The organism is Pseudoalteromonas prydzensis, from assembly GCF_001661495.1.
GTDB classification, from domain to species: Bacteria; Pseudomonadota; Gammaproteobacteria; order Enterobacterales; family Alteromonadaceae; genus Pseudoalteromonas; species Pseudoalteromonas prydzensis.
In genome coordinates, this window is the sequence record NZ_BDDT01000003.1 from 364,824 (window position 1) to 390,218 (window position 25,395).

35 protein-coding genes are annotated in these 25,395 nt (G+C 41.0%); 29 read left to right on the top strand and 6 right to left on the bottom strand.

What is annotated here, in order from left to right:
* Nucleotides 1-74 precede the first annotated feature (74 nt).
* Both A7968_RS08970 and A7968_RS08975 read left to right on the top strand, forming a co-directional pair.
* Nucleotides 75-647, top strand: coding sequence for a MiaE family protein (locus tag A7968_RS08970; protein ID WP_064666240.1), 573 nt, complete (start codon nucleotides 75-77; stop codon nucleotides 645-647).
* Nucleotides 648-854: 207 nt separating this feature from the next.
* Complete coding sequence (locus A7968_RS08975) at nucleotides 855-1,226, top strand: hypothetical protein (protein ID WP_064666241.1); 372 nt, start codon at nucleotides 855-857, stop codon at nucleotides 1,224-1,226.
* A 312-nt stretch (nucleotides 1,227-1,538) separates the two neighbouring features.
* On the opposite strand, the gene A7968_RS08980 is transcribed toward A7968_RS08975, so the two are convergent.
* Nucleotides 1,539-1,817 carry a hypothetical protein gene (locus tag A7968_RS08980; RefSeq protein ID WP_064666337.1) on the bottom strand — a complete coding sequence of 93 codons (279 nt, stop codon included), beginning with the start codon at nucleotides 1,815-1,817 and terminating at the stop codon, nucleotides 1,539-1,541.
* A gap of 234 nt (nucleotides 1,818-2,051) precedes the next feature.
* Here A7968_RS08980 and A7968_RS08985 point away from each other — a divergent pair, with 234 nt between their 5' ends.
* The 17 genes from A7968_RS08985 to A7968_RS23330 all read left to right on the top strand — a co-directional run bounded on the left by A7968_RS08985 (nucleotide 2,052) and on the right by A7968_RS23330 (nucleotide 10,332).
* A complete protein-coding gene (locus tag A7968_RS08985; protein ID WP_064666242.1) occupies nucleotides 2,052-2,300 on the top strand; it encodes a hypothetical protein in 249 nt (82 codons plus the stop codon).
* Nucleotides 2,301-3,246: 946 nt separating this feature from the next.
* Complete coding sequence (locus A7968_RS08995) at nucleotides 3,247-3,456, top strand: hypothetical protein (protein WP_064666244.1); 210 nt, start codon at nucleotides 3,247-3,249, stop codon at nucleotides 3,454-3,456.
* Nucleotides 3,449-3,772, top strand: a complete 324-nt coding sequence (locus tag A7968_RS09000; RefSeq protein ID WP_064666245.1) for a hypothetical protein — start codon at nucleotides 3,449-3,451, stop codon at nucleotides 3,770-3,772. The genes A7968_RS08995 and A7968_RS09000 overlap by 8 nt, the downstream gene beginning before the upstream one ends.
* Nucleotides 3,769-4,194 (top strand): hypothetical protein, encoded by a 426-nt coding sequence (locus tag A7968_RS09005; protein ID WP_064666246.1) that lies wholly within the window; start codon nucleotides 3,769-3,771, stop codon nucleotides 4,192-4,194. The genes A7968_RS09000 and A7968_RS09005 overlap by 4 nt, the downstream gene beginning before the upstream one ends.
* Complete coding sequence (locus A7968_RS09010; RefSeq protein ID WP_064666247.1) at nucleotides 4,160-4,810, top strand: ATP-binding protein; 651 nt, start codon at nucleotides 4,160-4,162, stop codon at nucleotides 4,808-4,810. Before A7968_RS09005 ends, A7968_RS09010 begins: the two co-directional genes overlap by 35 nt.
* A 3-nt stretch (nucleotides 4,811-4,813) precedes the next feature.
* The gene (locus A7968_RS09015; RefSeq protein WP_064666248.1) at nucleotides 4,814-5,071 is read left to right on the top strand and encodes a hypothetical protein; all 258 of its coding nucleotides are present in this window, start codon (nucleotides 4,814-4,816) and stop codon (nucleotides 5,069-5,071) included.
* Nucleotides 5,072-5,430: 359 nt separating this feature from the next.
* A complete protein-coding gene (locus A7968_RS09020; RefSeq protein ID WP_064666249.1) occupies nucleotides 5,431-6,240 on the top strand; it encodes a major capsid protein P2 in 810 nt (269 codons plus the stop codon).
* Nucleotides 6,241-6,249: 9 nt separating this feature from the next.
* The gene (locus A7968_RS09025) at nucleotides 6,250-6,615 is read left to right on the top strand and encodes a hypothetical protein (protein ID WP_227008914.1); all 366 of its coding nucleotides are present in this window, start codon (nucleotides 6,250-6,252) and stop codon (nucleotides 6,613-6,615) included.
* Nucleotides 6,615-6,737 carry a hypothetical protein gene (locus tag A7968_RS23715; protein WP_264373506.1) on the top strand — a complete coding sequence of 41 codons (123 nt, stop codon included), beginning with the start codon at nucleotides 6,615-6,617 and terminating at the stop codon, nucleotides 6,735-6,737. Before A7968_RS09025 ends, A7968_RS23715 begins: the two co-directional genes overlap by 1 nt.
* A 14-nt stretch (nucleotides 6,738-6,751) precedes the next feature.
* Complete coding sequence (locus A7968_RS23320; protein ID WP_167542962.1) at nucleotides 6,752-6,913, top strand: hypothetical protein; 162 nt, start codon at nucleotides 6,752-6,754, stop codon at nucleotides 6,911-6,913.
* 4 nt (nucleotides 6,914-6,917) lie between these two features.
* Nucleotides 6,918-7,271, top strand: coding sequence for a hypothetical protein (locus A7968_RS09030; protein ID WP_064666250.1), 354 nt, complete (start codon nucleotides 6,918-6,920; stop codon nucleotides 7,269-7,271).
* Nucleotides 7,271-8,209, top strand: a complete 939-nt coding sequence (locus A7968_RS09035; protein ID WP_064666251.1) for a hypothetical protein — start codon at nucleotides 7,271-7,273, stop codon at nucleotides 8,207-8,209. Before A7968_RS09030 ends, A7968_RS09035 begins: the two co-directional genes overlap by 1 nt.
* The gene (locus A7968_RS09040) at nucleotides 8,210-9,193 is read left to right on the top strand and encodes a hypothetical protein (RefSeq protein WP_064666252.1); all 984 of its coding nucleotides are present in this window, start codon (nucleotides 8,210-8,212) and stop codon (nucleotides 9,191-9,193) included. It abuts the gene before it with no gap.
* On the top strand, nucleotides 9,193-9,657 hold the full coding sequence (locus tag A7968_RS09045; protein WP_064666253.1) for a virion protein: 465 nt from the start codon (nucleotides 9,193-9,195) through the stop codon (nucleotides 9,655-9,657). Before A7968_RS09040 ends, A7968_RS09045 begins: the two co-directional genes overlap by 1 nt.
* Nucleotides 9,650-10,030 carry a hypothetical protein gene (locus A7968_RS09050; RefSeq protein ID WP_064666254.1) on the top strand — a complete coding sequence of 127 codons (381 nt, stop codon included), beginning with the start codon at nucleotides 9,650-9,652 and terminating at the stop codon, nucleotides 10,028-10,030. Before A7968_RS09045 ends, A7968_RS09050 begins: the two co-directional genes overlap by 8 nt.
* A gap of 3 nt (nucleotides 10,031-10,033) precedes the next feature.
* On the top strand, nucleotides 10,034-10,183 hold the full coding sequence (locus A7968_RS23325) for a hypothetical protein (RefSeq protein ID WP_167542967.1): 150 nt from the start codon (nucleotides 10,034-10,036) through the stop codon (nucleotides 10,181-10,183).
* Nucleotides 10,177-10,332 (top strand): hypothetical protein, encoded by a 156-nt coding sequence (locus tag A7968_RS23330; protein ID WP_167542968.1) that lies wholly within the window; start codon nucleotides 10,177-10,179, stop codon nucleotides 10,330-10,332. The genes A7968_RS23325 and A7968_RS23330 overlap by 7 nt, the downstream gene beginning before the upstream one ends.
* A 51-nt stretch (nucleotides 10,333-10,383) precedes the next feature.
* Here the strand turns inward: A7968_RS23330 and A7968_RS09055 are convergent, their stop codons facing one another.
* Nucleotides 10,384-10,896: a DUF3653 domain-containing protein gene (locus A7968_RS09055; RefSeq protein WP_064666255.1), complete on the bottom strand. Its 513-nt coding sequence runs from the start codon at nucleotides 10,894-10,896 to the stop codon at nucleotides 10,384-10,386.
* 410 nt (nucleotides 10,897-11,306) lie between these two features.
* Here A7968_RS09055 and A7968_RS09060 point away from each other — a divergent pair, with 410 nt between their 5' ends.
* Genes A7968_RS09060 through A7968_RS09080 form a run of 5 tightly spaced genes read left to right on the top strand, consistent with a single transcriptional unit; the run spans nucleotide 11,307 to nucleotide 16,921 of the window.
* A complete protein-coding gene (locus tag A7968_RS09060) occupies nucleotides 11,307-11,687 on the top strand; it encodes a response regulator (protein ID WP_016707179.1) in 381 nt (126 codons plus the stop codon).
* A gap of 24 nt (nucleotides 11,688-11,711) precedes the next feature.
* The gene (locus tag A7968_RS09065; protein ID WP_064666256.1) at nucleotides 11,712-12,617 is read left to right on the top strand and encodes an AAA family ATPase; all 906 of its coding nucleotides are present in this window, start codon (nucleotides 11,712-11,714) and stop codon (nucleotides 12,615-12,617) included.
* Complete coding sequence (locus A7968_RS09070) at nucleotides 12,617-13,606, top strand: DUF58 domain-containing protein (RefSeq protein ID WP_064666257.1); 990 nt, start codon at nucleotides 12,617-12,619, stop codon at nucleotides 13,604-13,606. The genes A7968_RS09065 and A7968_RS09070 overlap by 1 nt, the downstream gene beginning before the upstream one ends.
* A gap of 1 nt (nucleotide 13,607) precedes the next feature.
* Entirely contained in the window at nucleotides 13,608-15,602 is a 1,995-nt protein-coding gene (locus tag A7968_RS09075) for a transglutaminase TgpA family protein (RefSeq protein ID WP_064666258.1), read from the top strand.
* On the top strand, nucleotides 15,599-16,921 hold the full coding sequence (locus A7968_RS09080; RefSeq protein WP_064666259.1) for a Na+/H+ antiporter family protein: 1,323 nt from the start codon (nucleotides 15,599-15,601) through the stop codon (nucleotides 16,919-16,921). The genes A7968_RS09075 and A7968_RS09080 overlap by 4 nt, the downstream gene beginning before the upstream one ends.
* A 162-nt stretch (nucleotides 16,922-17,083) precedes the next feature.
* On the opposite strand, the gene A7968_RS09085 is transcribed toward A7968_RS09080, so the two are convergent.
* From A7968_RS09085 to A7968_RS09095, 3 genes are read right to left on the bottom strand one after another with little or no spacing between them, the layout of a single operon-like run.
* Nucleotides 17,084-17,515 (bottom strand): acyl-CoA thioesterase, encoded by a 432-nt coding sequence (locus A7968_RS09085; protein WP_064666260.1) that lies wholly within the window; start codon nucleotides 17,513-17,515, stop codon nucleotides 17,084-17,086.
* Between the two features lie 5 nt (nucleotides 17,516-17,520).
* Nucleotides 17,521-18,336 (bottom strand): M23 family metallopeptidase, encoded by an 816-nt coding sequence (locus tag A7968_RS09090; protein WP_064666261.1) that lies wholly within the window; start codon nucleotides 18,334-18,336, stop codon nucleotides 17,521-17,523.
* Nucleotides 18,329-19,186, bottom strand: a complete 858-nt coding sequence (locus A7968_RS09095; protein ID WP_064666262.1) for a 6-carboxytetrahydropterin synthase — start codon at nucleotides 19,184-19,186, stop codon at nucleotides 18,329-18,331. The genes A7968_RS09090 and A7968_RS09095 overlap by 8 nt, the downstream gene beginning before the upstream one ends.
* Before the next feature lie 204 nt (nucleotides 19,187-19,390).
* On the opposite strand from A7968_RS09095, the gene fabA reads away from it, so the two are divergent.
* Entirely contained in the window at nucleotides 19,391-19,906 is a 516-nt protein-coding gene (gene fabA / locus A7968_RS09100) for a bifunctional 3-hydroxydecanoyl-ACP dehydratase/trans-2-decenoyl-ACP isomerase (protein WP_064666263.1), read from the top strand.
* Between the two features lie 65 nt (nucleotides 19,907-19,971).
* Here fabA and rmf read toward each other — a convergent pair whose 3' ends face one another.
* Nucleotides 19,972-20,142 (bottom strand): ribosome modulation factor, encoded by a 171-nt coding sequence (rmf, locus tag A7968_RS09105; protein WP_016707188.1) that lies wholly within the window; start codon nucleotides 20,140-20,142, stop codon nucleotides 19,972-19,974.
* Nucleotides 20,143-20,610: 468 nt separating this feature from the next.
* Between rmf and acuR the strand changes: the two genes are divergently transcribed.
* The 4 genes from acuR to A7968_RS09125 all read left to right on the top strand — a co-directional run bounded on the left by acuR (nucleotide 20,611) and on the right by A7968_RS09125 (nucleotide 25,300).
* On the top strand, nucleotides 20,611-21,246 hold the full coding sequence (gene acuR, locus A7968_RS09110) for an acrylate utilization transcriptional regulator AcuR (RefSeq protein ID WP_064666264.1): 636 nt from the start codon (nucleotides 20,611-20,613) through the stop codon (nucleotides 21,244-21,246).
* A 56-nt stretch (nucleotides 21,247-21,302) separates the two neighbouring features.
* A complete protein-coding gene (gene acuI / locus A7968_RS09115) occupies nucleotides 21,303-22,295 on the top strand; it encodes an acrylyl-CoA reductase (NADPH) (RefSeq protein WP_064666265.1) in 993 nt (330 codons plus the stop codon).
* A 143-nt stretch (nucleotides 22,296-22,438) separates the two neighbouring features.
* A complete protein-coding gene (locus tag A7968_RS09120; protein WP_064666266.1) occupies nucleotides 22,439-22,855 on the top strand; it encodes a VF530 family protein in 417 nt (138 codons plus the stop codon).
* 306 nt (nucleotides 22,856-23,161) lie between these two features.
* Nucleotides 23,162-25,300 carry a methyl-accepting chemotaxis protein gene (locus A7968_RS09125; protein ID WP_157586699.1) on the top strand — a complete coding sequence of 713 codons (2,139 nt, stop codon included), beginning with the start codon at nucleotides 23,162-23,164 and terminating at the stop codon, nucleotides 25,298-25,300.
* The last annotated feature ends 95 nt before the right edge of the window (nucleotides 25,301-25,395 follow it).

Below are 25,395 nucleotides of genomic sequence, written 5' to 3' on the forward strand. Positions count from 1 at the left end.
AAATTGCCACGGTAACAAGATTTTGCAGCGCAATTACGTTAAAATCCCGCCATTAGTTTTTAGGTAAGATATTTATGTTTGAATTAAAATACCATACACCATTTTCATGGACTGAAGCAGTACTCGCTGACTTTGATACCTTTTTACAAGATCACGCTGCTGCAGAAAAAAAAGCATCGGGCATGGCTATGTCGATGTTGTCGCATTACCCTGATCGCCGAAAGCTAGTTAAAGCAATGACCGATCTAGCTCTAGAGGAAATGATTCATTTCAAACAAGTACTTAAGCTGCTCCTTGATCGCGATGTTAACTTAGGCAATGACCAAAAAGATCCTTATGTAAAACAAATTCGCGCCGTATTTAGAAATGGTCGTGATGAGTTTTTAATGGATCGACTGCTAGTTGGCGCTGTAATAGAGGCGAGGGGACATGAACGTTTCTCACTGGTTGCTCAAGCTCTGCCGATAGGCAAAGAGAAAGATTTTTATGTTGCTATCGCCAAGTCGGAAGAAAAGCATAAAAACTTATTTGTTGAATTAGCTTATGAATATTTTGATAAAAGTGACGTTGATATCCGCTTAGAAGAAATACTTATTGCCGAAGCAAAAATTTGCCAAAGTATTCCATTTACCGCAGCACTTCATTAAAAATATCAACTTGTTAAGCTGTGAGTTATAGCGTTCTAGGGTAGCCAGGCGCCAATAACTCACCGTTTATGACAATAAAAAAACACCGTTAAAACAACAATCATTAATTTTAAAAATAATAGTCAATTTTGAAATTGATTAAATAAACATCAACTGTAATATTCATCTCCTATACTTATACTCATACGTAATGATGAGGCGTTGAGCATGAAATGGATGATGACACTCACAACTTTATCTTTAGTGGGCATAGGTATTACTGGTAACTCAATTTACAGTGAAGTTCAGCTGTTTAATAAAACAACTGCATCGGTTGAGGTAGCACCGAATATGTATCGATCACTAATTTGGCACATGGATGTATACAACGACGGTGAATTTATCAGCGTTGCCAAATCTTATTTTGAAGATGGTAAAATAGATGCACGTGAATACGCTAAGTTACTGCACCTAGCAAAAGAAACCTCAGGGCCTGTAATTTATCAAATGCAATCTGAGGAGCAACTTTGGCACGCACGCATTACCTTCAAAAAGTACTTAGAGAATCGTGAAGAGTTTCAATTGGTAGCTATTAAGTGAGGCAACCAAGCCGTTATGATATTCCCAGAAAAAGACAAAATATTAGTAAGCTAATGCTAATCGCTTTTAAATAGTGTATTTAACAAAGTTGGACGGTGTGCGGTTAAAGTTAGTTGTGGATGTTTGATTTGATTAATCTAAATTTGCATAAGTAGGGAAATAGTGTTTATTAATCACGGTAATTGGCTGTTACTTATATAATCCATCTTATTTAACATAATGTCCCCTTTAGGCTGCGACCGTGGCTGTAGGGTGCAGCACAAAAGGGATTGTACATTTCTTCCCCGCCATTCTGACGGGGGGTAAAGTTGCCTAAGCGACATATTGGCGCCATAATTTAGCGCGTTCAGTATCACCAGCCTTTTCAGCTTTAGCTAGCTCAATTGTAGCCACTATTTTCAAGGGTTCAGGGTGTTTACCTATCGTTGCGATCATTAAAGCGTTATCTTCACTAAATTCATTGATTCCTTGTCTAATCTTGGATATCGCTTGTTTTGATACACCTAGCAAGCTGGCTGTCATATAGTCGGACTCAATGTCCACGGTGGCTTTAAACCAATCGAGTAGTTCAATTGAATTGCTTATTTTCATAACTTTTCTCATTCAGGCCGCAGGTGCAGAAGCATAAAATAATCTAATTTCAGGGCTTTGCAAGGTAACTTGGTAATTGACTTGGTCGATTGGCAAGTTACTATTAAGTGGCCTCGGCAGAGGTATCATTCAGGTCAGCGGGGCGGCTGAGAGGGTCGCAGCTTTCAGTTTAGCCCCGTTCTCTTAATTTGACATGAATGGTCACTTAAAACGTCCCTGAATGGATTTGAAGCGATGACACAAGCAATTAAAAATTTAAGCCTAGAAACGGCTTTAAACACAAAAATAAGAGTTTCCTTCGATAATGGTATCGCCAGCTCAGATGGTGGCATAGCTGTTTACTTTGATGCACTGCTTTTCAATGATGACATTGAAGTAATTTATTTAGTGCGTGGTGGTGAATTTTGCGGATCCTTTCAAGTACTCCCCCAAGAATATTTAAAGCTTAAAGAAGAGGCTAAAGCCCTCAACCTAATAACCTAACCAGCCTTGTGCTGGTTTTTGTGTTTATAGCTAAAGCTATCAAGGTAGCTTTAGCTATAAATACACTCGTTAAATAAACGGTTGCGGAGCTTTAGCGCTTAAATTGGATCATAGAGTTTTGTGGTTTAAGCGCACCGCAATAGTGGGAGTTGAGTGCTCCAATAGGGCTATCACGGGAACAATACCAAAAGCCCTACCTGTACGAAGCGATAACATTTTTGGCTAGGATAAGCGCCCAACTGGGGTAATTGGAGACTCGCAATCTCCCGCACATAACCGTTAGGAACACGGCCAACGTTATGAGAGTGAGCAGGGGTATCAGGGGTGCGTAGGTTGAAAGCACTTGAATAGTCACTCTTGCGGTAAGTTTACCAGGACGAACCGCCATCCGAAGCAACGGCTTACCAGTACGCACTAAATTAGCGTGTACTGATAAGCCCCTCAAGCGGCTTTGGGTGCAGCGCCTACATTGCAATTAGCATAAGTACCGATTCAGTTCGGTTAATCTTATAGCGATTTGTAAGGGGCTTGCTGCACCCGAAGCGCAGCGAGGGGCAGCAAGACTATTAAGAGTCCTCAGCCCTTTTAGGGCGCGCATCATAAACAAGGAGAATAGCCCCGCAGGGGCCATCCTTTTACTGGGCTGCAATGGCTCTTTATTGCGGCCCATACAACCGAAGGGCGTAAGTGAGGTGAAAAGCCCCGCAGGGGCCAGCATTTGGCCCGCCGCAGGCGAATAAAAAAACTGACCTGTTTTGATAAAAATGCAAATAAAACTTATTGGGCGGTGCGGTATGTGTGTCAACAAGACCCGAAGGGGCTTTTGTCCACATATCCACGGCTTATTGTATTGTGCGGTAAGTGTGGCAACAAGACGCGAAGCGGCTTTTGTCCACTTATCCACAAATTTCGTTTTTTTCGTTAAAAAACAGGTGGTTAAAGTTAAATGTCTGATTCTAAAGAAAAAATCCATGCACAATTTGAATCAATCCTGGTGCTTGAAACAGAAGTGGCCGCAAGTAGTGCATTCAATGTCAAAGCTAAAGCCCTGGAACTCGCTAAAGCCCAACGCAGGCTGTGTGCGTTGCTTATGAAAGAAGTGATCACACTGACTCACAATGTAGAGCAACTACAACGGGAGCGCAGCAATGGGTAAAGCCGTACTAGGTAAAATCACCTGTCCGCACTGCGGCAGTGAAGACGCAACCGTTCACGAACAAGCGAGCCGCTCAGCGCGATTATATTACCGCTGTATGGACGGCCCACACGGGCCATGCGGCACCATTCAATGCACGTTACCAGGCGGGCAAAAATTCATTCGTGACAACGTGCGCCCGCTTAACGGCGTAGAGATTGACGAAGCCGCCCACGAAGCCGCCGAAGTTGCCCGCGAAGAGCAAACCAAAGCCGCTACCACTGCAACCCGTAAAAAAACATTTATGGACTCACTATTTGGAGATGATGACGCATGAGCCTAGAAAATGACGTACCAGAGCAAACAATTGACGATATTGCGGCCCGTTTAGGTAGCCCTGATTTTGGTGATTTTGCTGATGATGAAAAAAGCCCCGAAATAACGGATCAGGTTATGGCCGAGAAGGGCGAAACCCCCAAAATTAATGCTGGTGATCTACTTAGTACCATGGTGGTGTTCGGCACTAATTACTTAGCGGCTCGCCGTGGTGAGCATTGGGTACTAAGCGAGGATGAAGCGCGCGGGCTAAGCCATGCCATTGATGAAGCTATGCCAGATGTTGAAATGTCGCCTATGTGGGCGCTAGGCGCTGTTTCAGTGGGGATATTTGGCCCGCGCATAATGACCGATATTAATCTGAGCAAAATTGAGGAGGAAAACGAGGATGAAGAGACCACCGACACCCATAAAACGCCATGATGCCAGTTTAGAAAACCGTAATGTGTTGATCGTTGGCGCGTCAGGTAGCGGTAAATCAGCGTTTTTACGTGAAACTGTAGACTTTAAACAAAAGCGGATCATTGCGTGGGACCCTGACGAAGATTATTCATTGCCCCGTATTCGTACTATGGCCGCGTTTGAAAAGCTGGTTAAAAAGTGCGGCTTTGGCCCCATTCGTTGCGCGCTTACAGTTCGGCCCACAGAAGAAAATTTCGAGAAGTGGGCGGCCCTGGTCTTTGCTATTTGCCACCAAGCGGCGCCAATGGATATTTTAGCGGATGAAATAGCCGATGTTACCCGCGTTGGTAAAGCCCCGCCTAATTGGGGGGAGCTATGTCGTAAGGTGCGTAAATACGGCGGTAGGTTGCTTGCAATCACACAGCGCCCACAAGAATCAGATAAGACGATACTCAATCAAGTTGAATTTATGTGGTGCGGCGCGCTTAAATCAGCAGCCAGTTATAAATACATGGCAGCAGAAATGGGGGTGACTGTGCAGCAGCTGCAAACGATTAATAACATTCACCGTAAGCAAATTCAGTATTGGATCCGCAAAGGAACCGACGCGGCCACACTCGAAACCATTAAGTTTTAAATTATGTGCCAATTAAAAAAAGGTGAGTTATTTAGAATTAAGCGACTCAAGGTTAACCGACTTAAATGGATTTTAACTGAGATTAGGCAATATAGACATATGTCCGGTTATCAAAAGCTGAAACGACATGATGCTTTAAAAAATAAGATAAAGGTCGTTATCATCGGCTTAATTGGTCTGGATGAAATGCAACTGGCTAAGTTTATTCGTTCACGCGCTGAACGTGCAGGAGTGAGTTTTTATGTGGAAACTAATTTGTGACATGTTAGATGACATGGTTTGTAGCGTGCTCGATTTCTTTGAGTGGCTGGTAAGAAGTGGATTAATTATTTTTGTCGTTTTTATGATGGGATTAATTTTTTTTTAGCTAAAGCTATAAATTAAAAATGTTTAACAGGCCGTTTTAGCTATAAGTAAAGCTAAGACGGCCTTTTTAATTCCCCTTTACGCTCCAGCTTCCACAAACGTGGCTTTATCAACGTGCAACCAACTGGAGCAGCACTTATGTTTAACAAAAATCGCTTGATCACTATCGGCATGGCTTTAGCCGTTTTTGCCGCAATCAACAAAGTACGCGCTTTGCGTCCTGTTAAAAACTTAATTAACTAGGAGCTGCATACATGCGCGAAATTTCAAAAATGCCAAGTATTACGGGTGTAGAAGCTGGTAACACTGTATCGCTTGATGTCCCCGTTGGCCTGACTTACGACAAAATCCACCTGCATTACACAGGTGTAACCGCCGCACAGCTTAAAAACATTCGTATTGAGCTAAATGGTAACTTGCTGACTGAATACAAAACGTTGCAAGACTTACTGAATGAGAACAACACCTTTAAACGTGAAACTTTAGGTGACTATGCAACCTTCCACTTTGTACGTGATGAACTTAAAAGCGCACAAGGCCCGCAGCTGGTTGAGCAACGCTTTTTTGCATTGGGTACCGTTGGCCTTTCAACTGTACAAATCAAGTTTGATATTGATGCCGCAGCAGCCGCGCCAGCACTTCAAGCATATTGTGAAAAATCAGCGCCCGCTGTGCCTGGTTGGTTATTCAAACGCCGCTCATTCATGAAAAACTTAATTGAAGGGCGTACAGAAATTGAAAACTTGCCACGTCCGCCAGGTGCGCACATCGGCCAAATTCTCATTAAAGCGCCAGGCATTACAGGCGTAGAGTTTTTGATTGATAACGTGAAATGGCGTGGTGATATTCCACTGGAACTACATAACCACATTCTTAAACAAAATGGCCGTAGCCCACGCGTTGACGAGTACTTGATTGATTTCATGCTTGAAGGCGATATGTACGGCAGTTTAAAGTTAGATGCAGCTATTCGTGATATGCGTTTAAAGATTGACTCTGAGACTGAAGGTCAATGTGAAATCGTTGTTTACTACTTCTCAAATTACGCACAATCGACTTTCTAAGGGGGTTGTATGTTTTCAAGCATGTTAGGTGCAACGGGGGCAGCAGCAGCAAATAATATTTTGCCTGTTGGTGCTCCTCAGCCCTCAAGTATTTGGGGGGATATGGGCGGTTTCTTATCTCAGGCGGTCAATACTTACGGCCAGTTTGAAGCCATCAAAGCGGCTAAAAACAGCACAGGCCAAGGGCGTGTTGAGCACACTAGCACGCCTGAGCTTAAAAACGGCGCAGCGCGTTTAGTTGATGCGCCAAAGGTGCCACAAGTACCAGGTTCTCAAGCAGCTGAGCCAATGGTATTTGGCTACCCACAAAAAACGGTGATTATGGCGTTTGGTGGGTTACTTGTCCTGGGCTTAGTTTTGCGAGGTCGGAAATAATGCAACAACCATCAGGAAAAGGCCTTAAGTTTTTTGCTTACGGTGTGGCTGTAGCGGCCATTGGTGCAATCGTGGCTGAGTATGCCCGCGATTGGATCCGTTCTCGTAAGGCGAGTAAGTAATGGGCGGCGGTGGCATGAGTGCCTCAAACTCCAGTGCTGCAAGCTCGGGTACGGGTGACCAAGCGGCGAATATAGGATTCCAAGGCGGGGCGGTTAATTTTGGGTCGAATAACAACAACCAGTTGTTGATACTCGGCGCAATTGCCCTTGCTGCATTGTTCTTATTCAAAAAGTAATTTTATGCGTATTGCACACAGTAGCGAACTTGAAAACATCAAAACAGCAGCTGGAAACCTCAACGATTACGCTGATATACAGCGACAAATAGAACTTAGCCAGGCTTTATTAGTTGAATTTCAAAACTGCTACTGTGTGCTCCGTCTTGATAATGACGGGTTATGTGTGGTCTGTGCCGAGGGTAAAAACTTGCTCAAAATGGCCCCGCACATCGTTAGAATTGCGCGCAAATTAAAAACCCCCTCCATTGTGTACCACACAAAACGAAAAGCCTTAGCGCGTCATTTACGCGCATATAATTTTAACTATGAAATGACCGATAACAGCGGCCATTTTGTGTATAGGATGGTTTTATAATGGGTAGTAAATCCAGTTCAGATAGCCGCCAAGAAACCAGTAACACCAGTACGTCTTTAGGTGTACAAGGTGATAACACCGGTTATATGACCGTTGGCAACGGCAACACGTATAACATTCAACAAACAGACCACGGATTAGTAGACGGATTAGTCGGCATTTGGGGGGATATGTCGGGCAACATGGACACAATGGTCAATGCTGCAAACGATATGACATACCAAAATAACATCATGACTGAGAACGTCACCAGTGATGCGTTTAACATGGCACGTGATGTAAACAGCGACAGCTTAGATTTTGCCAATAACAGTTTAGGCGAAGCGTTCGATTTTGGCCGTGATTCACTCGACTTTGCAGAGCGTTCACAGCAAGGCATATTTGACGTTGTAGGTAACGCGCTTGGGTTTGGCTCTGATGCGTTAGACGCTAATACTAATTTAGCCCGTGACAGCATTGATGCACAAAGCGGCCTTGCTCGTGACAGTATCGATGCACAGAACAACTTAGCGCGCGATAGCATAGAGGCACAAAGTTACCTGGCTGAAACCTCCATTGATGCAAACAGCAGCTTAGCCCGTGATGTAGCGAGCCTGTCTGAATCCATGCACGCAACCAATACCGCGTTTGCTAACAACGCCATGTTAAACACCATTGACGCAATCGGTGATAGCAATGAACGGGTATCAGAATTAGCCTATTTTACCGCGAACAACAGCAGCGACTTAGCCCGTGATTTTGCCACCGGTACTGCCGCCGCGTATTCGGATGCGGCTAAAAGTTCACTCTTGGCCAGCGAGCAAGCGCTTCAGTTCGTTGATGACATGAGCCGCAGTGATGACAGCCAATTGGCCAAAGACACAAACAAAACCATGATTTATGTGGTTGTCGGCATGGCGGGCGTTGTCGCCCTGGCGCTAACAGTAGGGAGAAAGTAAATGCTATTTCAAAAACGTCAAAACGATAACGAAGGTGTGTTCATAAGCACAGTCGGCAGTCACTTCACATTATTAAAAGCGGCACCTATTACGCGCGTTAGTCTGTTTAAAAGCGGCAGTAAAGTATTTGAATCAATTATGTGGCAGGGCATGTCACTAAAAAATATTCCGTTTGATAATATTTATATTAGCTCTGATGTTATCCAGGATATTACTGTCTGGGCTGGTCAGCAGCCAATTGATGTTCAAGAACCCAGTATTAGGCAGCAAACGATACGTGCTGATCAGGTGTTTATTAGTAATGGCATCAATACACTTTTAGAGAATGATCCAGCGCGAGTGATCGCCCGTGTTGAATGTGATAAGGATATTTGGATTGGTGGTGAAAACATGGCCGTTGTACTCGGTACACCGCAAAATGCCCGTAGATATAAAGCGGGCCAAGAGTTTGAAATACACGCTTATGGGCATGTGAATTGTTATATCTCAGATACAGCACAGGCAGTGTTGTTTGATAATGATGGCAGTGTGAGCAATGTCGCTGTTCCCTGGGAATACGGAACGGTAAGAACGCGAACTGAATTAGAAAACTTGGGCGTACCTTACTTTGATATAGAAATTCCCGCTCGTATGGCTGGTGTGCCTTTTAAATTAAAGGTCTTACTTCAATTTGATCAAGGAGTGTCTGCACATGGCTCGAAATTATTTATTACCCAAGGCGACCCAACGACAGAAGCACTTGATAACACAGGGTTCGTTTCGGGTGGTATAACCCCAGGGACTTATGAATATGAAGGTAATCAACACTTGCAATGGCCTAACGGTCTCAGTGTCGGCGTGCATCGTGTATTTATGGTAGATGAAACCACGGGAGCTGGTTATACAGCAGGTGATACTGTGGGTACTCGTTTCCTTAAGGTTTGGACTGAAAACAATGTGTTTGCTTTAGCGGGTACATGTCAAGTCATGCAGGAGCGCGGCTAATGTCTCAAAACACCGTAATTACTCTAACGTTTGTCACTATTATCTTGCTATCTGGAGCGCTGTACATGGCTAAATCAAAAGGCTTACGGAACAACAACCCGTTAAACATTGAAGAAAACGGCACTGATTGGGTGGGCCATGCGGGCGATGATGGCCGCTTTGTGATCTTCGAAACCGTAGAGCATGGTTTAAGAGCAGCGGGGCGCATATTGCGCACCTACGCCACCAAATACCAGCTAACAACTATCGCGGGTATTGTGTCGCGTTGGGCACCGCCCGTTGAAAACGATACGCAAAACTACATTAATTTTGTGAGCCAAAAAACAGGGATTGAGCAAGACCGGCCTTTAACGCGGGAAACCTATCCGCAGGTATTGGCCGCTATGATACACATGGAAAATGGATCGCAACCGTTTAGCCTGGACGAAATACGCCAGGGCTTCGAATGGGGGTTTTATGGCTAAATTTCTTAACACCAATTTTAAATGGTTGCTACTGGCCGCCGCAGCCGCTTACTTTTACCGTAAGACTGACGCTGCAGTGAAAACGCTCACAAGGCCAGTTGCGGCGGCGCTTGCAGAGGTGCAATTTGCCATAAACGGCAGCAATTACATCAAATACCCTAATCCTGGTTTCTATTTAAATCCTGACAAGTTAGATAGTGATCAACGTGTCAGGGATAAAACCTGGCTCAAAGCCATGTACATGACCCATGACGACCACGGCGATTATATTGAGCAAATATTCGATGCCAGCTTACAGCTCAAAGCGCCCTATATTCCGTTGGTTGGTGGTGTTGTGGATGCGGCCAGTATCGTTACAGCGCTTAAGGGATAACGTATGGATTCAAGCACATTGATAGTAATAGGCGTACAAATAGGGGGCTTTATTGCCACCGTTGCCACGTTAAAAAATGACATTAACTGGCTAAAGGTGATCATCAACGCCCAGGACGAACGAATAAAGAAGTTAGAGGAAAAACTATGTTAGCAACACTCGGCAAATACTTAGCAGTAAAGTTAGTCACTGAAGCATTTTTAAAGCGCGTTTGCTTAGCCACGGCCAAGCACTTAGCCAGCAAAACAACGAATGACTTGGATGATGAACTTGTCAGCGCCTTAAGTGATGCGCTAAAGTAACGCCTCCTAAAGGTAAAAAGCCCTGGCATAATTGCCAGGGCTTTTTTATTACTACGCCTTTTTAAGCGGTGCAATCACCTCCAACTCTGCCAGTTCCTGTGTTTGCTCAGCCATTTGTTTTTGCATTTGCTCCACAAAATTCCAGTTAGTAGAGATTTCTATCAGCTCATGGCCCATCTCTTTTAAGCGCTCCCGCGTAGAAACCAGGTTCTTTAAATGCGTAAGCTCAGTCTTTAAGTTTAAAATCGTTGCATCCTTAAAGCGGGTGCTTTGCTGTAAAATCCACACACGTTCTAAATACAACGGCTCAAAACGGTGGCCGTTAGGTGTCCACAAATACCCCTGATGGCAGATAAAAAAACCGTTCCAATTGCCATGTTGAACAATGCCCGCAATCTTTTGTTCGAGTAATTTTAGGGCGCGTTTGCATGGTTTATTGGTTGTGATCCAACGCTCCAAAGTGCGTTCAGAGGTCAACAAATACTCAATTGCCGCTTTTCTATCAATCAATCCTGTTGCTGTAACAAAGCCAGCCTTACGTAGTGCGGTTTTAAAATCGGTCATTTTTTACTCCTTTGAATGTCGATTTAATGGTTCCGCGTAGGGTTGTTTCATGAAATTGATCCAAAATTTGAAAAAAGATCGAAAAAAAATGAAAAAAGATCGTAAAAAAAGAAAAGTTATAAAAATGGGGCTTAGGGCTGTCATTTTGATTGAACTGCAATAGTGGCCTGATTAGTGACAAAATAACGGTATTTAACATAATATAAATTATAGGTTGTTATCTATGTTGCTTACTAATGTGGCACACCTTCCTTATTTAAGTCTCACTAAGTCCAATACTAGACGGTATCGGACATTTGGTCGATTTCTTTCAAATAGTTGGTTTTATTACGGTATCTTTCTTGAGCTTCATTATCGCTTAGCATAGTATTAAAAATACAATTTAAGCTGTATCACAAGAAGTAAACAATATGGAATTTGTGCGCCCGTTAGAACCAATCCTAATAATTGATGATGTTCAAGATATACGTGACTACTTAAATCAAATCTTAACTGAGTTAGGTTTTGAGGATATTCTCGAAAGCAACGATTTTGAATCAGCTAAAAGCTTGATTGATGAAAAATCCCCTAATGTTATTTTTCTAGATATTGAATTACCCGACACCGACGGTACAGAAATTCTTGAGTACCTCAATGACAACTACCCACACACCCATGTTGTAATGTGCTCTGGCCACAACAGCCTTGAGAATGTGCAAAATACCTGGGAACTTGGCGCTAAAGGATTTATTGCAAAACCCTTTAATGCTAAAAAAGTTGATACGGTAATGAAACGCTTAGAACTAATTTAAGCCGATTAAAATCATAAGGTTACTATGCAACAAACTGTACAAGCGATCATTGATGATTTATCTGGGGTTATTTATGGTAAACAGCAGCAAATCAAACTTGCGTTAACTTGCTTGTTTAGCCAAGGGCATTTATTAATTGAAGATTTGCCAGGTATGGGAAAAACCACGTTATCCCATGCCCTTGCTGCGGTGTTAGGCTTAACGTATCAGCGAGTGCAATTTACCAGTGATTTATTACCCTCAGACATTCTCGGTTCAAGTATTTTTAATGCCAATAAACATGAATTTACTTTTCATAAAGGACCTGTGTTCAGCCAAGTAGTTTTAGCTGATGAAATCAATCGGGCTGGCCCAAAAACACAAAGTGCTTTATTGGAAGCTATGGAAGAAAACCAAGTAACTATGGATGGCGATAAACACGCCCTGCCCAGTCCTTTTTTTGTTATAGCCACCCAAAACCCTTTATATCAATCAGGTACTTACCCTTTACCTGAATCTCAATTAGACCGTTTTTTTATGCGAATTAGCTTAGGTTTTCCACCACAAGAAGCTGAGCGAAAATTAATTTTAGGGCAAAATAATCGCGATTATGACCGTTTACCAGTACGCATTAACGCAGAGCAATTAATTGCGATACAAAATAAAATTAGCACTGTTACTTTGAGTACACCGGTTGTTGATTATATTTTGGCGCTTGTTTGGGCGACGCGTAATAATAGTCAATTTGCTAATGCACTTTCTCCACGAGCCAGTATTGCTTTAGGGAAAGCCGCACAAGCCTGGGCGTTTATTGATGGCCGTGATTTTGTTACTCCAGATGATATACAAGCCATTTTCGCAAGCGTAACAGAGCACCGATTAGGTTTAAATCATGACACCAGTAGTCAACAGCTCAACCAATTATTAAATGACGTTAATGTACCTTTGTAATGCATGAGAATAAGAAAGTACCACGCCCTGCTCTATTTTCTAAATTAAAGGCTCAGCTTTTCAGTTTGTTACTTAAAAATAAGCACAATACTGAACAGCTTACATTAACGCATAACAACATTTATATTTTACCTTCTAAGCTTGGCAGCAGTTTTCTACTGATCACTGCTCTGAACTTTATATTGGCAGTTAACTATCAAAATAATTTGATCTTAGTGATGGCGTACTTAATGCTCGTGGTGATGATTTTTTCATTATTACTTGGCTATAACAATGTTAAAGGTTTAACGGTATCTTACAAAAAGCATATTGCCAGCTATGCCCCAAGTTGTGCGCAACTTCAATTGCAGCTCTCAAACGATAAAACATGCCATTCTCTGCAGTTTATTTACGAAAATAAACTTCTCACTACGATTGATGAAGTAACCGCCCCCTCACAATTAGTGAGTTTAGACTTACCGCTTAAAAAACGAGGTGAATATCCATTAAAACGTTTAAAAATTATTAGCCGTTACCCATTCGGTTTGGTCTCAACGTGGAGCTATATGCAATTAACACATAGTGTATTTGTTTACCCGCAACAGCTCAAACCAGTGCAACAAGCAAATCAGCATTTTAATCAAAGCATGGATGATGGTGAACACAAAAACACACATGGAAGCGACGAGTTTGATGGACTCATTCCTCATCAGGTCGGTATGAATATGAAACGGGTGTCATGGAAACACTATGCTAAAACACAGCAGTTGATGGTTAAAGAGTTTGTAACTTACTCAGCGCAAAGTGTATTTTTTGATTTTAATCAGTTACAAGGCAACACTGAATCTCGCCTACAACAATTGAGCTATTTGATAAGCAATGCGTGTCAGCAAGGGACTCCATACGGTTTACAATTAGAGGCCCAACTATTTGATGTGGACGAAGGAAAACAACACTGTAAAAAATGTTTAGAAGCACTTAGTCGCTTTTCCAATATGGCCAAGGATTAACATGCCAGTCATTAATAATTTAAGCGCAATTAATTTGTCGCTATCAGTTATTTATATCTTAGTGTTGAGTTTTATTTTTACTGAGCTGCCACCTGCTTTTAATGCACTGTTAGTGAGTTTGTGTATTTGGAACCTTGCCATTACCTTACTAAAGCGCAATAAACCTAATGCAATACTTGCAAATACATTAGCGGGGTTTAGTCTATTGGTTTTGTTTTACGATGTTGGTTTTGGCGATACCGTTACTTTGTTTGTAGCCATGCTGATTTTGTCGAGTTTATTTAAATTACTCCAAGCAACAACAAAAAAACATTACCAAACCATCACCTTACTTAGCTTTTTTAGCCTTTCTACAGTGTATCTTTTTTCTCAAAGCTTATTTGCAACACTGATCATTAGCATACTTTATATTCTAAATTTTGCTGTACTGGCTTTGATTGAGTCTAACCATAATTTAAAAATTGCCGTAAAAAGTAGTTTAAAACTGCTGTTGCTGGCATTGCCTATCGCTATATTTTTATTACTACTATTACCGAAAATGCCGGCATTTTGGCAGCTGCCTGGGCCAAAACTAGCAAAAACTGGGTTGTCTGAGAGTGTCGACCCATTTGATATTGCTAAATTGTCTAATTCAGATGAATTAGTGTTTAGAGCAAAGTTTGATCAGCAAAGGCCCGCAGCGCCCTATTACTGGCGTGCCATTATTCATGATGAATTTGATGGTAAAACTTGGTTGATATCGGACATTTTGAAAGCTAAACAAGTTATAGGTCAAAACGGTGCTAAGCGTGCTGATGAGCCTTTGTTTAGTTATCAGATATTTGCAGAGCCTGCAGCTAAACCGTGGCTTTATGGCTTGCAGCTTGCGACCTCAACGCATAAAGACGTAAAAACGACCAGTGATGGTTTATTACTTCGCAAACGTTTTTTAGCTAACAGTATTAGTTATACAGCACAAAGTTATCCGTTGGATATTACCCAGTTATCTCGCTCAGTGCAGTATCAAAACGTACAGCTAAATTTAGCAAAAGACACAAATATGCGCTCGCAATCTTTTGCCCAGCGATTATATGAGCAACACAATAATAATGACGACGCTTTCTATACAGCTTTATACGATTACTTCGCCAGTAATGGCTTTAGTTATACATTAACGCCGGATCCTATTACGGGTAGCAATACTTTAGATCAATTTTTATTTAATAATAAGCGTGGCTTTTGTGGCCACTACGCCAGTACCGCTGCATTTATGTTTAGAAGTGTTGGCATCCCGGCACGTGTGGTCTCTGGTTATTTAGGAGGTGAATACAATGAGCAAAATAGCTACCTCAGTGTTTATCAATATGATGCCCATGCGTGGGTTGAAGTGTATATAAAAAACAAAGGCTGGGAGATTTTTGATGCAACTGCAGTAGTTTCACCTGAACGATTAAATGGTTCATTATCACAGCATACACAACTGAATAATGAATTTACCAGCAACTTAAGTTTTGGACTACTGCGGTTAAGCAATATAGCTGGTTTTAATTGGCTTAGACTAAAACTTGAAACCCTTGATTACCAATGGACAAGTTGGGTATTAGGGTTTGATCAGCAAAAACAGACATCTTTGTTAAACACCTTGTTTGGCAACAAACAATTGTGGCAGATTTCACTGATGGTGATTGCAACCGTTTGCTTGGCATTTATTTGTTATTTTGTGTACTTATCGTGGCCAAAAAAATCCCCGGACCCCAAACATGCTCTGAGCAAAGACTATCTTAAACTAGTGAGTTGGTGTGAAAAACAAGGCATTGTTGCTAAGCCAAACCAAACACCGTTACAGTTTTTAAACTATGCCGCCGAGCAAAAGCCAGAAAAACGAATGTATATCGAACAATTTGCACAGTTATACTCCGATGTGCGTTATCGCCAGTTAGTATTTAGTAGTTATCGTAAAAAACACAGTAAAGATCTGATAAAATTAATTAAAACAAAGATGAAGAGAAAGTTATGAATGCAGTTGTGATCGGTGTTTTATTAATGCTGGGGCTCACTTTAGCGCGGGTTAATGTAATAGTCGCAATGACATTAAGTGCTTTAGTTGCGGGTTTAACCGCAGGTTTAAGTTTAACTGATACACTAAATGCGTTTAATGCAGGTCTTTCTGGTGGTGCTGAAATTGCGTTAAGTTATGCAATGTTAGGCGCTTTTGCAGTCGCAATCTCAAAGTCCGGACTCACCCGTATACTCGCAGTAAAATTACTGGCAACTGTTAATAACAACAGTGGCAATAGTGAAACTAGCCTAAGTTATTTTATTCTTTTTATTATTTTAGTCTGTGCTATTTCATCACAAAACCTTGTGCCTGTTCACATCGCTTTTATACCAATTTTAATTCCCCCATTGCTGATTGTATTTAATAAGTTAAAGCTAGACCGCCGTGCAATCGCCTGTATTTTAACGTTCGGTTTAGCAACATCTTATATGGTTTTACCCTATGGCTTTGGTGGCATTTATTTATACTCAATTTTACATAAAAACTTGGTCGATAATGGGTTAGAAATTATTAATACTCAAGTACCACTGGCCATGATCATCCCTGCTTGTGGCATGTTAGTCGGTTTGCTTGTTGCGGTATTTATTAGTTATAGAAAACGCCGTGTCTATCAACAAGACGAAAATGAAGAGCTGGCGACCAGTATTGTAATTGAACAGCCTAAAAAAGTATTACTCGTAGGCATAACCGCGGTATTGGCCTCTTTAGTTGCACAAAATGTCAGTGGCTCAATGATTTTGGGTGGCTTAGTTGGGGTGATGATTTTTAGTTTATTTGGTGTGGTTAAGTGGGAGCAAAATAGCGACGTATTTAGTAAGGGCGTGGCAATGATGGCGATGATTGGCTTTATTATGATCTCTGCCCAAGGTTTTGCATCGGTTATGAAAGCAACCGGCGATGTAACTAGCTTAGTACAAAGTGCAGCGTTAGTTATCGATGGCAATAAGCCACTGGCCGCAGCGCTGATACTATTAGTTGGTTTAATGATCACCATGGGCATTGGTAGTTCGTTTTCTACGGTGCCAATAATTGCCACGTTATTTGTGCCTTTGTGTTTAGAGCTTAATTTTTCAATGATGGCTACCGCAGCATTAGTTGGCACCGCGGGCGCTCTAGGAGATGCAGGCTCCCCTGCTTCAGATTCAACGCTTGGCCCAACCTCCGGGTTAAACGTAGACGGCCAACATGACCATATATGGGATTCAGTGGTTCCCACCTTTATTCATTTTAATATCCCACTACTTATATTTGGCTGGATAGCCGCTATGGTACTTTAATCCTGCAAGTTAAAACCAAGTAGAAGCCCTCTTTCTACTTGGTTATTAATTTACAATTATGACGCTGTTGCTAAGTATATATTTAAACCAATATAGTATGATGTGTTCTTTTAGCTGTAAAAAGAAAGCACAAAAATGTGCTCACTTTTTTAACAACAGTTTTTAAAAACCATAAATCATTTTATCGCATACAACAGGAGTTGGCCGGTGGTTATCATCTACCGCTACAAAGGTGAAACTTCCTGTAATAGCTGAGTGTTTATCATCTCTATGCATTGTTTCTAAAAAGATCTCTACATCCACTCTTAAGCTTGTATTACCTACATGCACGACTTTTGAAATTAATTCAGCAAAAGTACCTGCCGGAATTGCTTCTTTAAAGTCTACTCTGTCTGATGAAATAGTTACCAAAGGTTTACGGCAAAAACGAGTTGCAGCAATAAACGCAACTTCGTCCATCCATGCCAGTGCATCACCACCAAATAGCGTGTTGTGATGATTCGTGCGCCCAGGAAAAACGGTTTTAGTTACCGACGTGGTTGAATCTTTAATGCGTTGAGCAATTATTTCTTCACGGTTTACTTGTGTTGTCATGTTCTCTACTTTTGGTTCGCTAATGTGTCTAACATCATAAGTGCAGGGTCAAGGCGTTCACCTTTCCAGTTAAAACGCCAATCTAAATGTGGTCCAGTTACACGGCCTGTTGCACCGATCTCAGCTATTTTATCGCCACGTTGAATGGTATCCCCTACTTTTACATCGAGTTTACTCAAATGTATATAGGTAGAAGTAACACTATGCCCGTGGTCTAAGATTAATGTACCACCAGAGTAATAAAGGTCATTATCGGCAAATACCACAGTGCCACTTACGGGAGCATACACTGGGCTACCAGTTTTATTGGCAATATCTAAACCGAAATGAGGACGACGTGGTTCACCGTTAAAATAGCGCTGACTACCATAAACACCAGATATACGACCTTCTGCTGGTTTGTATACAGGATCTAAAAAATACTTCAACTCGGAGTCTACTTTACGGGCATTTTTAACCGCAACCGCTTCGCGGCTAATGCGCTCGCTGACTTCTTTTGGAGGCGATACATATTTACTCGCAACACCGGTTATTTTATCAATTTTATAATCACGTTTGGTGATCACAATTGCTTGTTGGTGTTGTGCACCTGTTGCATCAACCCAAACTAACTGGTGTTCAAGTTCAGCATCACGACCAAAACCAAATACAAACTCACCTTGCTCAGTGGTTTTTAATGCTTGGCCATTGAAGCTAATTGATTTAACGCCTTCAATTTTGCCAGTCACTAAACCGCCTTGTGTTAAGTGACCTTGTAATTGCACGGCATCTGCAAAAAAACTGGCCGTGGCAAAAAACGACAGTGCTAATAATTTACGCATAACAAATTGATCCTTTTGCGACCCCTTCATACGCTGTAATTTTTACATCATTTTCAGGATGCTGGGCTTTAACTTGCTCGGCTAAATAACCTGCAATACATTCAACCGTTGTATCAATCGGCAAAATATCACAGCGAGCTTCACTAATAGCCATTTCAAAGTAACCTTGCGCCGCTGTATATGCAAAACAAAGGTCATGTTCTTTAGCGCTGATATGCTGTAACTGCGCAGCTGAAATTTGATCCTCAGCGGTTGCTAAATAAATATCTTGCCACTTATCAGCCCATTGCTTTTGTAAGCGCGGCATCGCCATGCCATCAAGTGCAATACCAATTTGCGAACGATGACCATGAATAATTCGCTGGCAATTACCATCATGCTTTTTAAGGCCATGGCTGTAGTGATAGTAAAAACTCTTGCTATGCTCTGGCTTTAATTCAATTTCAATTTTATCTATATTACTTGGTAATTGCGGCATTATAGTCGCAATTAAAAAATCTATAACTGATTGCTCATTAACTTCGTCGGCATCAATTAGGCAATATGCTTGGTTTGGTGCGCTCATCGCCAAATGGTGATCATCACCAAACGTACAATCAAGCGTTGTGTAATCACCATGGTTTTCAATAAGGCCGTTAATTTGATTACCTATAGCAAGTTTGTGATCTATGCATTGGTCAATAATGCCTTTAATTTGCTTTTTAACTAAGCCAAAATCGAGCACCATAGACTCTTCATTCAACTTGCCATGCAAGGTTAAATCAACAATCCAGCTTTCACCTACTGCGCCTCGTTTGTTACAAAGATAAGAAAAATCAATTACGGTAAGTGCGTTAACAAAAAGGATCATAAACTTCCTTTATACTGGTTAAAAAATCACGGTAATTATAATGATTTTTGCTCCTAATTGCGCGATTAAATCGTGTAATTAGCATGTTCTTCACCTAAGCGGTGCAATTTCATGCAAAAAAATTATTTTTTTAACTGCTCCGAGTTGTTTAGCGTACAAGTGTACGCTAAAGTACGAGGCAATTTCTAAGCGATGATAAGTGTTATGGAACCTAAAAATAGCTATACAAAAGAAGATTTGATCCTATGTGGTCAAGGTGAAATGTTTGGTGAAGGCAATTGTCGTCTACCAAGTGACAACATGTTAATGATGGATCGTATTACCTCAATCACTGATGATGGTGGCGAGCATGGTAAAGGTGAAATTGTTGCCGAATTAGATATTAATCCTGATCTGTGGTTTTTCGACTGCCACTTTAAAGGTGACCCTGTAATGCCTGGTTGTCTTGGATTAGACGCAATGTGGCAATTAGTTGGTTTTTTCCTTGGTTGGTCTGGTGGCCCAGGTCTTGGCCGTGCACTCGGTGTGGGTGAAGTTAAATTTACTGGGCAAATTCTGCCAACAGCTAAAAAAGTAACTTACCGCTTAACAATGAAGCGTGTGATCAAGCGTAAATTATTCATGGGTATGGCTGATGGTACTGTTGAAGTTGACGGTCGCGTTATTTATGAAGCAAAAGATTTAAAAGTTGGTTTATTCCAAGATACCAGTGCGTTTTAATTAAAACTGCTACAAAAACGCCGCTTTATACAGCGGCGTTTATGCTTAAATTCGAAACATGAAAATTAGGTTTTATACATATTACGGTTTTCTATCGCTTCGCGCCAACCACCTAACCACTCTGATTTTGGGTCTACTTGTTGATAAGGGCAAAGGTCTTTTGAACGACCCGCTAAGCCTGCTTTAAAACCTTGAGAATGAGCTCTTTCTAACCGATCTCTTTTCTGTCTCTTCATAGGTAAATCCTCACCTTTTATATTTATAAATTTGTAGTGCTCACGGCAGCTACATTTAATGAATAGTTAATAAAAGTGTAAAACTCAAATCACAAAAGCAATTAAATAAATTGACTTTAACTAAGCTGCTGATGCAAAAATGAATTAACATATAAAAAAGTAAAGTGGTCGTACCAACTAACGTGCGACCTATTTCTGTACAAAAAAATTACGACTATTTAATCATTAACACGCAGTTTCCTGCTTTAATTGTGACTACCGTTTTTAGGTGAAGTTCCTATAAAAAGTGTAATTATGACAACTTTATTTCAACTTATTAATTGTAAAGAAGTTTAATTTTTGAACTTATTTATAGCCTATTTAGGACGGCTTACTCGCACAGTATTTACCCACATTCCACAACACTTTTTTAAATTGATTAATAATTAATCCTTGCAACTATAAATACGATCGGTCTAATATGTATTTATGCTAAAAAATAATCAAAATCCACCTCGACGTGGTCGCCCACCAAAAGTTGCCCGCAGTAATGCAGACACCAAAGCATTACTCATATCAACTGGGGTAGAAACACTCACTGAGTTTGGTTTTAGTGCCACAGGACTGGACACTATCTTAAAAAAGATAGGTGTTCCGAAGGGCTCTTTTTATCATTATTTTGCCAATAAAGATGCTTATGGTTTAGCGGTCATTGATGCCTATAACGACTATTTTGTGGCGAAGCTTCGTCGTTATTTAGAGCAAGACGATATCCCCCACCTAGAGCGGCTTATTAATTTTACGCAAAGCGCAGCTCGCGGCATGCAAAAATATGAATTTAATCGTGGCTGTTTAATTGGTAATTTAAATCAAGAGCTCAACCACCTCAGTGATGAATTTAAAAATAAGCTGTTGGGCAGTTATCAACTTTGGCAACAGCATGTACAAGCTTGCTTAGAGCAAGCGCAACAACAAGGCGTTATAGCCACCAGCGTTAATACGCAACAGATGAGTGAGTTTTTCTGGATCGGCTGGGAGGGTGCTGTAATGCGCGCTAAGTTGACTAAAAATACTCAACCGTTAATTTTATATACTGAAATGTTTTTACGCGCATTACTTAGGTAATTAAGGATGCGTTTTTATTTATCAATTAAAAGACGATCGGTCTAAATGGAGTCGCCATGAACACCCAATTTAAAGCTGTTGTAATAAATAATAGTGATGATACTTATTCTGCGTCATTACAAACGCTCAATAATACTGATTTACCCGAGCATAATGTCATGCTTGAGGTCCTTTACAGCACCTTGAACTATAAAGATGGTTTAGCAATTACCGGCAAAGGCCCTGTTGTACGATCATTCCCAATGGTGCCAGGCATAGATTTGGTGGGTAAAGTATCAGCAAGTAATTCTAGCGAGTTCAACACCGACCAGCTCGTTCTATTAAATGGCTTTGGCGTTGGCGAAAAACACTGGGGTGGCCTTGCTCAACAAGCATCATTAAAAGATGAATGGCTGATCCCCCTACCCGATACCTTAACACCAAAACAAGCAATGCAAATTGGTACTGCCGGCTACACTGCAATGCTCAGTATTATCGCCCTTGAGAAGCAAGGGATCACACCCGCATCGGGAGATATTTTAGTCACTGGCGCAAACGGTGGTGTTGGAAGTTTTTCGGTGTATTTACTAAATTTATTAGGTTATACCGTTGTTGCAGCCACGGGACGAGTTGATCAAACTGATCATTTAAAACAACTTGGTGCTGCACAGGTAATAGATCGCGCTGAATTATCAAACCCAGGTAAACCTCTTGCCAAAGAGCGTTTTGCTGGTGCTATAGATTCTATAGGGAGTCATACCCTTGCCAATATTTGTGCCTCTTTAAAATATGGTGGCGTAGTGACCGCATGCGGTTTAGCACAAGGAATGGATTTTCCAGCTTCAGTTGCCCCTTTTATTTTACGTGGCATATCATTGATTGGTATAGACAGTGTAATGCGCCCTAAAATTGACCGTATTCAAGCATGGCAACGTTTAGGGGAATTGGTTGAGCAATGCTACTTAGATAAAATTTCAACCGAAATCGGCTTAGATGAAGTTGTTAGCGCGGCAAGTGAACTTATGGCCGGTAATATTCGCGGCCGTGTAGTGGTTAACTGTCAGCTGTAAAATACAGTTGTTAAAGCTTCTTATGTCTGGTGATTGAAGAAGCTTTAATCGTGCTTTAGCTAGTTTTTGCTCTTTTTCTTGTATCAAATTACCGTGATAAAAATTATAATTATGCCATTAGCGTTTAGAAAAAGAGTGTAACCATGAGTAATGAAGATTTATTCGGCAATAACCCGCTACAAGGCGTTAAGCTAGAGCAAGTTGTATCAGAGTTAGTTGATCAATATGGGTGGGAGCTTTTACATGCTTATCTACTGCTAAATTGTTTTAAAAATAACCCTGATATTAAATCTGCGGTTAAATTTTTGCGTAAAACCCAGTGGGCACAAGATAAAGTTGAAAACTTTTACCTTTATCGACTAAAGAATCTGCCGAAACCGGATGATGTGCAGTATGCGCTTCCCCCACGTGACCGCGTTATTCCTGAAGATCATAAACCGGGTGAACCATGTGAATTAAGCTTTAGTGATGCAAAGCGCATTCAAGCGAAAAAAGAAGCCAAAGATCGCGCCCGTACGCGTAAACAGCGCTCTAGTGCGAGTAATCCTTGGGGGAACTAATACACTCAGACAATGAACAACTCAGTGCTTGCGTTATTCATTGTCTTTGCTTTGCTGTAGTTTCCTTTAAACTATCGTACATTCATATCACTTACTCTGTAACAGTGCATTAATGCACTCACAGCACCACAATAGTGCAAGCGTATTTTTACTTTAACCAATTAATTTATAAATCATCTATAAATAACAGATTTATAAGATAGTAATTGTTGTATTAGCATCATTTACTGTAATTTCTACTTAATTTATATACATGGTCAGCTTCTTGCTTTACGTCTATTGCACTGATTTATAAAGGAGTAATAGGTGAAGTCTGTATCGATGTTTTTAAGTAATAAAGAACTGTCGTGGTTACCCTACTTTGGTAGTAATGGAAAAATAGCATTAGGTATAGCCTGCTATTTAAATCGTCATAGAACAACATTTATTCGCAATACCTTTGAAGGCATCGCAAACACCCGACTTGAACTGCTACTAGATTGGACAAATAATCAGTGGCATTTTTTATCCTGCATTGCCAACGAAGTTAACTTAACTGAGAATATTTTAGACAGTGCGACTTTATTAAATAAACTAAAGCAATCTAATGATATTACAGAATTATTTACTATTGATGAACAAGGACTCGTATTAGCATCCAGTCATAGTGCACATGTTGGACTAAATAACTTATCTAGAGCTGCAATTACTGCGGGGTTTAAAGAACGTTTTTTACATGGCCCATACAGCGATCCATTAACTAAATCATTAGGCCCAAGCTCATCTAAATTTCATGATGCTGTCACCTTAATGTTTTTCTTGCCTATTGAATTAGCCGATAACCATAAAATTTGTTTATGCGCACGAATTCCAAACGATGTGATCGGGGATTTAATTCAACGTGAGGCAGGCCATATTTATCAAGACTCTGGTGATAACTATTTGTTTATGGTCAAAGCAAACTTTGATAATTCGATAGCATCAGGCACAGCACTTTCTCGATCTCGATTTGAAGATCGAACATTTTCGCTTGGTGATAATTTAAAAGATGGGGTTAAAACAAACTGGGGCGTTATAAAAATAAAAGAGCACACAGAATTAGAATTGCGTTTTACCGATCCTGCCACTAAACAATTACACCCTGGCGTTCGAGAAACAATCAGCCAAGGGCAAAACTTATTTGTAAACTATCCTGGCTACTCTGATTATCGACATATCCCTGTTATTGGTAAAGGCATTACCTTTACTCTCCCAGGCTCTCACGATCACTGGGGAATGATGTGTGAAGGCGATTTAGAAGAAGTTTACCGAGGCCGGTCTATTAGTTTTAACTTGGTTACTCTGCATACTATTATTAATGCGATTGTCGCCAGTATCGCACCACTATGCCATGAAGTTATCGGACTTAGCTGGTTTACCTCATTGAGTATTGCTGCAGCATCTTTAATTGCATCCAGTGTATTATTCGCAAAACGTGGACCTACCCGCTTAGCGCTTCGCTTGCAAAAAATGACAGATGTGATCAGAGGGATCGCAGAAGGAGGTGGAAACTTAAAACAACGCTTAGACTGTACCCGTTTGCCAAATGATGAAACCGGTGAATTAGGCCGCTGGACAAATAGTTTTATAGACAGCTTAGATAGAACAGTCGGTAAAGTGATCAAGGTCTCGCAAGAAGTACGCGAAGCCAAAACTTTACTTGTTACTAAGCAAGATGAATTTAGTAACAATGCCAACATTGTACTCGCTGAAACGCAAAAACTACTAAAACGACTAGAGATTCAGCTTGCAAATATCCAAGGAGCTACCAATGAAGTTGAAGATATTCGTGATAATTTAGAAGCCGCAGCAAAACAAAGTGTTCAGCGTTTTCAAACCATCAGGCAACAAACTCAAGGGATACACACATCAATAGATAGCTCAACAAAAACAATTAACGGCTTACATAGCCATGTGAATAATGTCGGCTCTGTGGTTGGCATGATCAGCCAAGTAGCCGATCAAACAAATTTACTAGCATTAAATGCCGCCATTGAAGCAGCCCGAGCAGGAGAACAAGGTCGAGGTTTTGCTGTTGTTGCAGATGAAGTACGAAACCTTGCTGGCAGAACCGCAGAAGCAACCACTGAAATTAGCCAATTGATTAGTAAAATTCAAGACAGTGCCAAACAGTCAGTAGAGATAATGCAAGCCAGTATGCAAAGTGTTGAACAAGATATGTTATCAACACAAGATATAGTACATGATGATAAACAACTTAATGTAACGTTAAGTCATATGTTAGCGACCTTAACTGATATAAATCTAAAAGGTACCGAACAATTACAAAGTGCGCGTCAAGTTAATCAAATCAGTTCACTATTGCAAAGCTCTTTAGATGAGGTCCGCTTAGGCACAAGTTCGGTAGATAGAAGTGCAACGGAACTCGAGCACCTTATTGCACGCTTTGAAGTAACAACGAACTAAATGATAAAGCATTTATTACTGCCTATGTAATAAATTTGGTAAGGGGGCTGATAACGACACACTTCAATCGTTACCAGCTTTATCATCAAAACTGG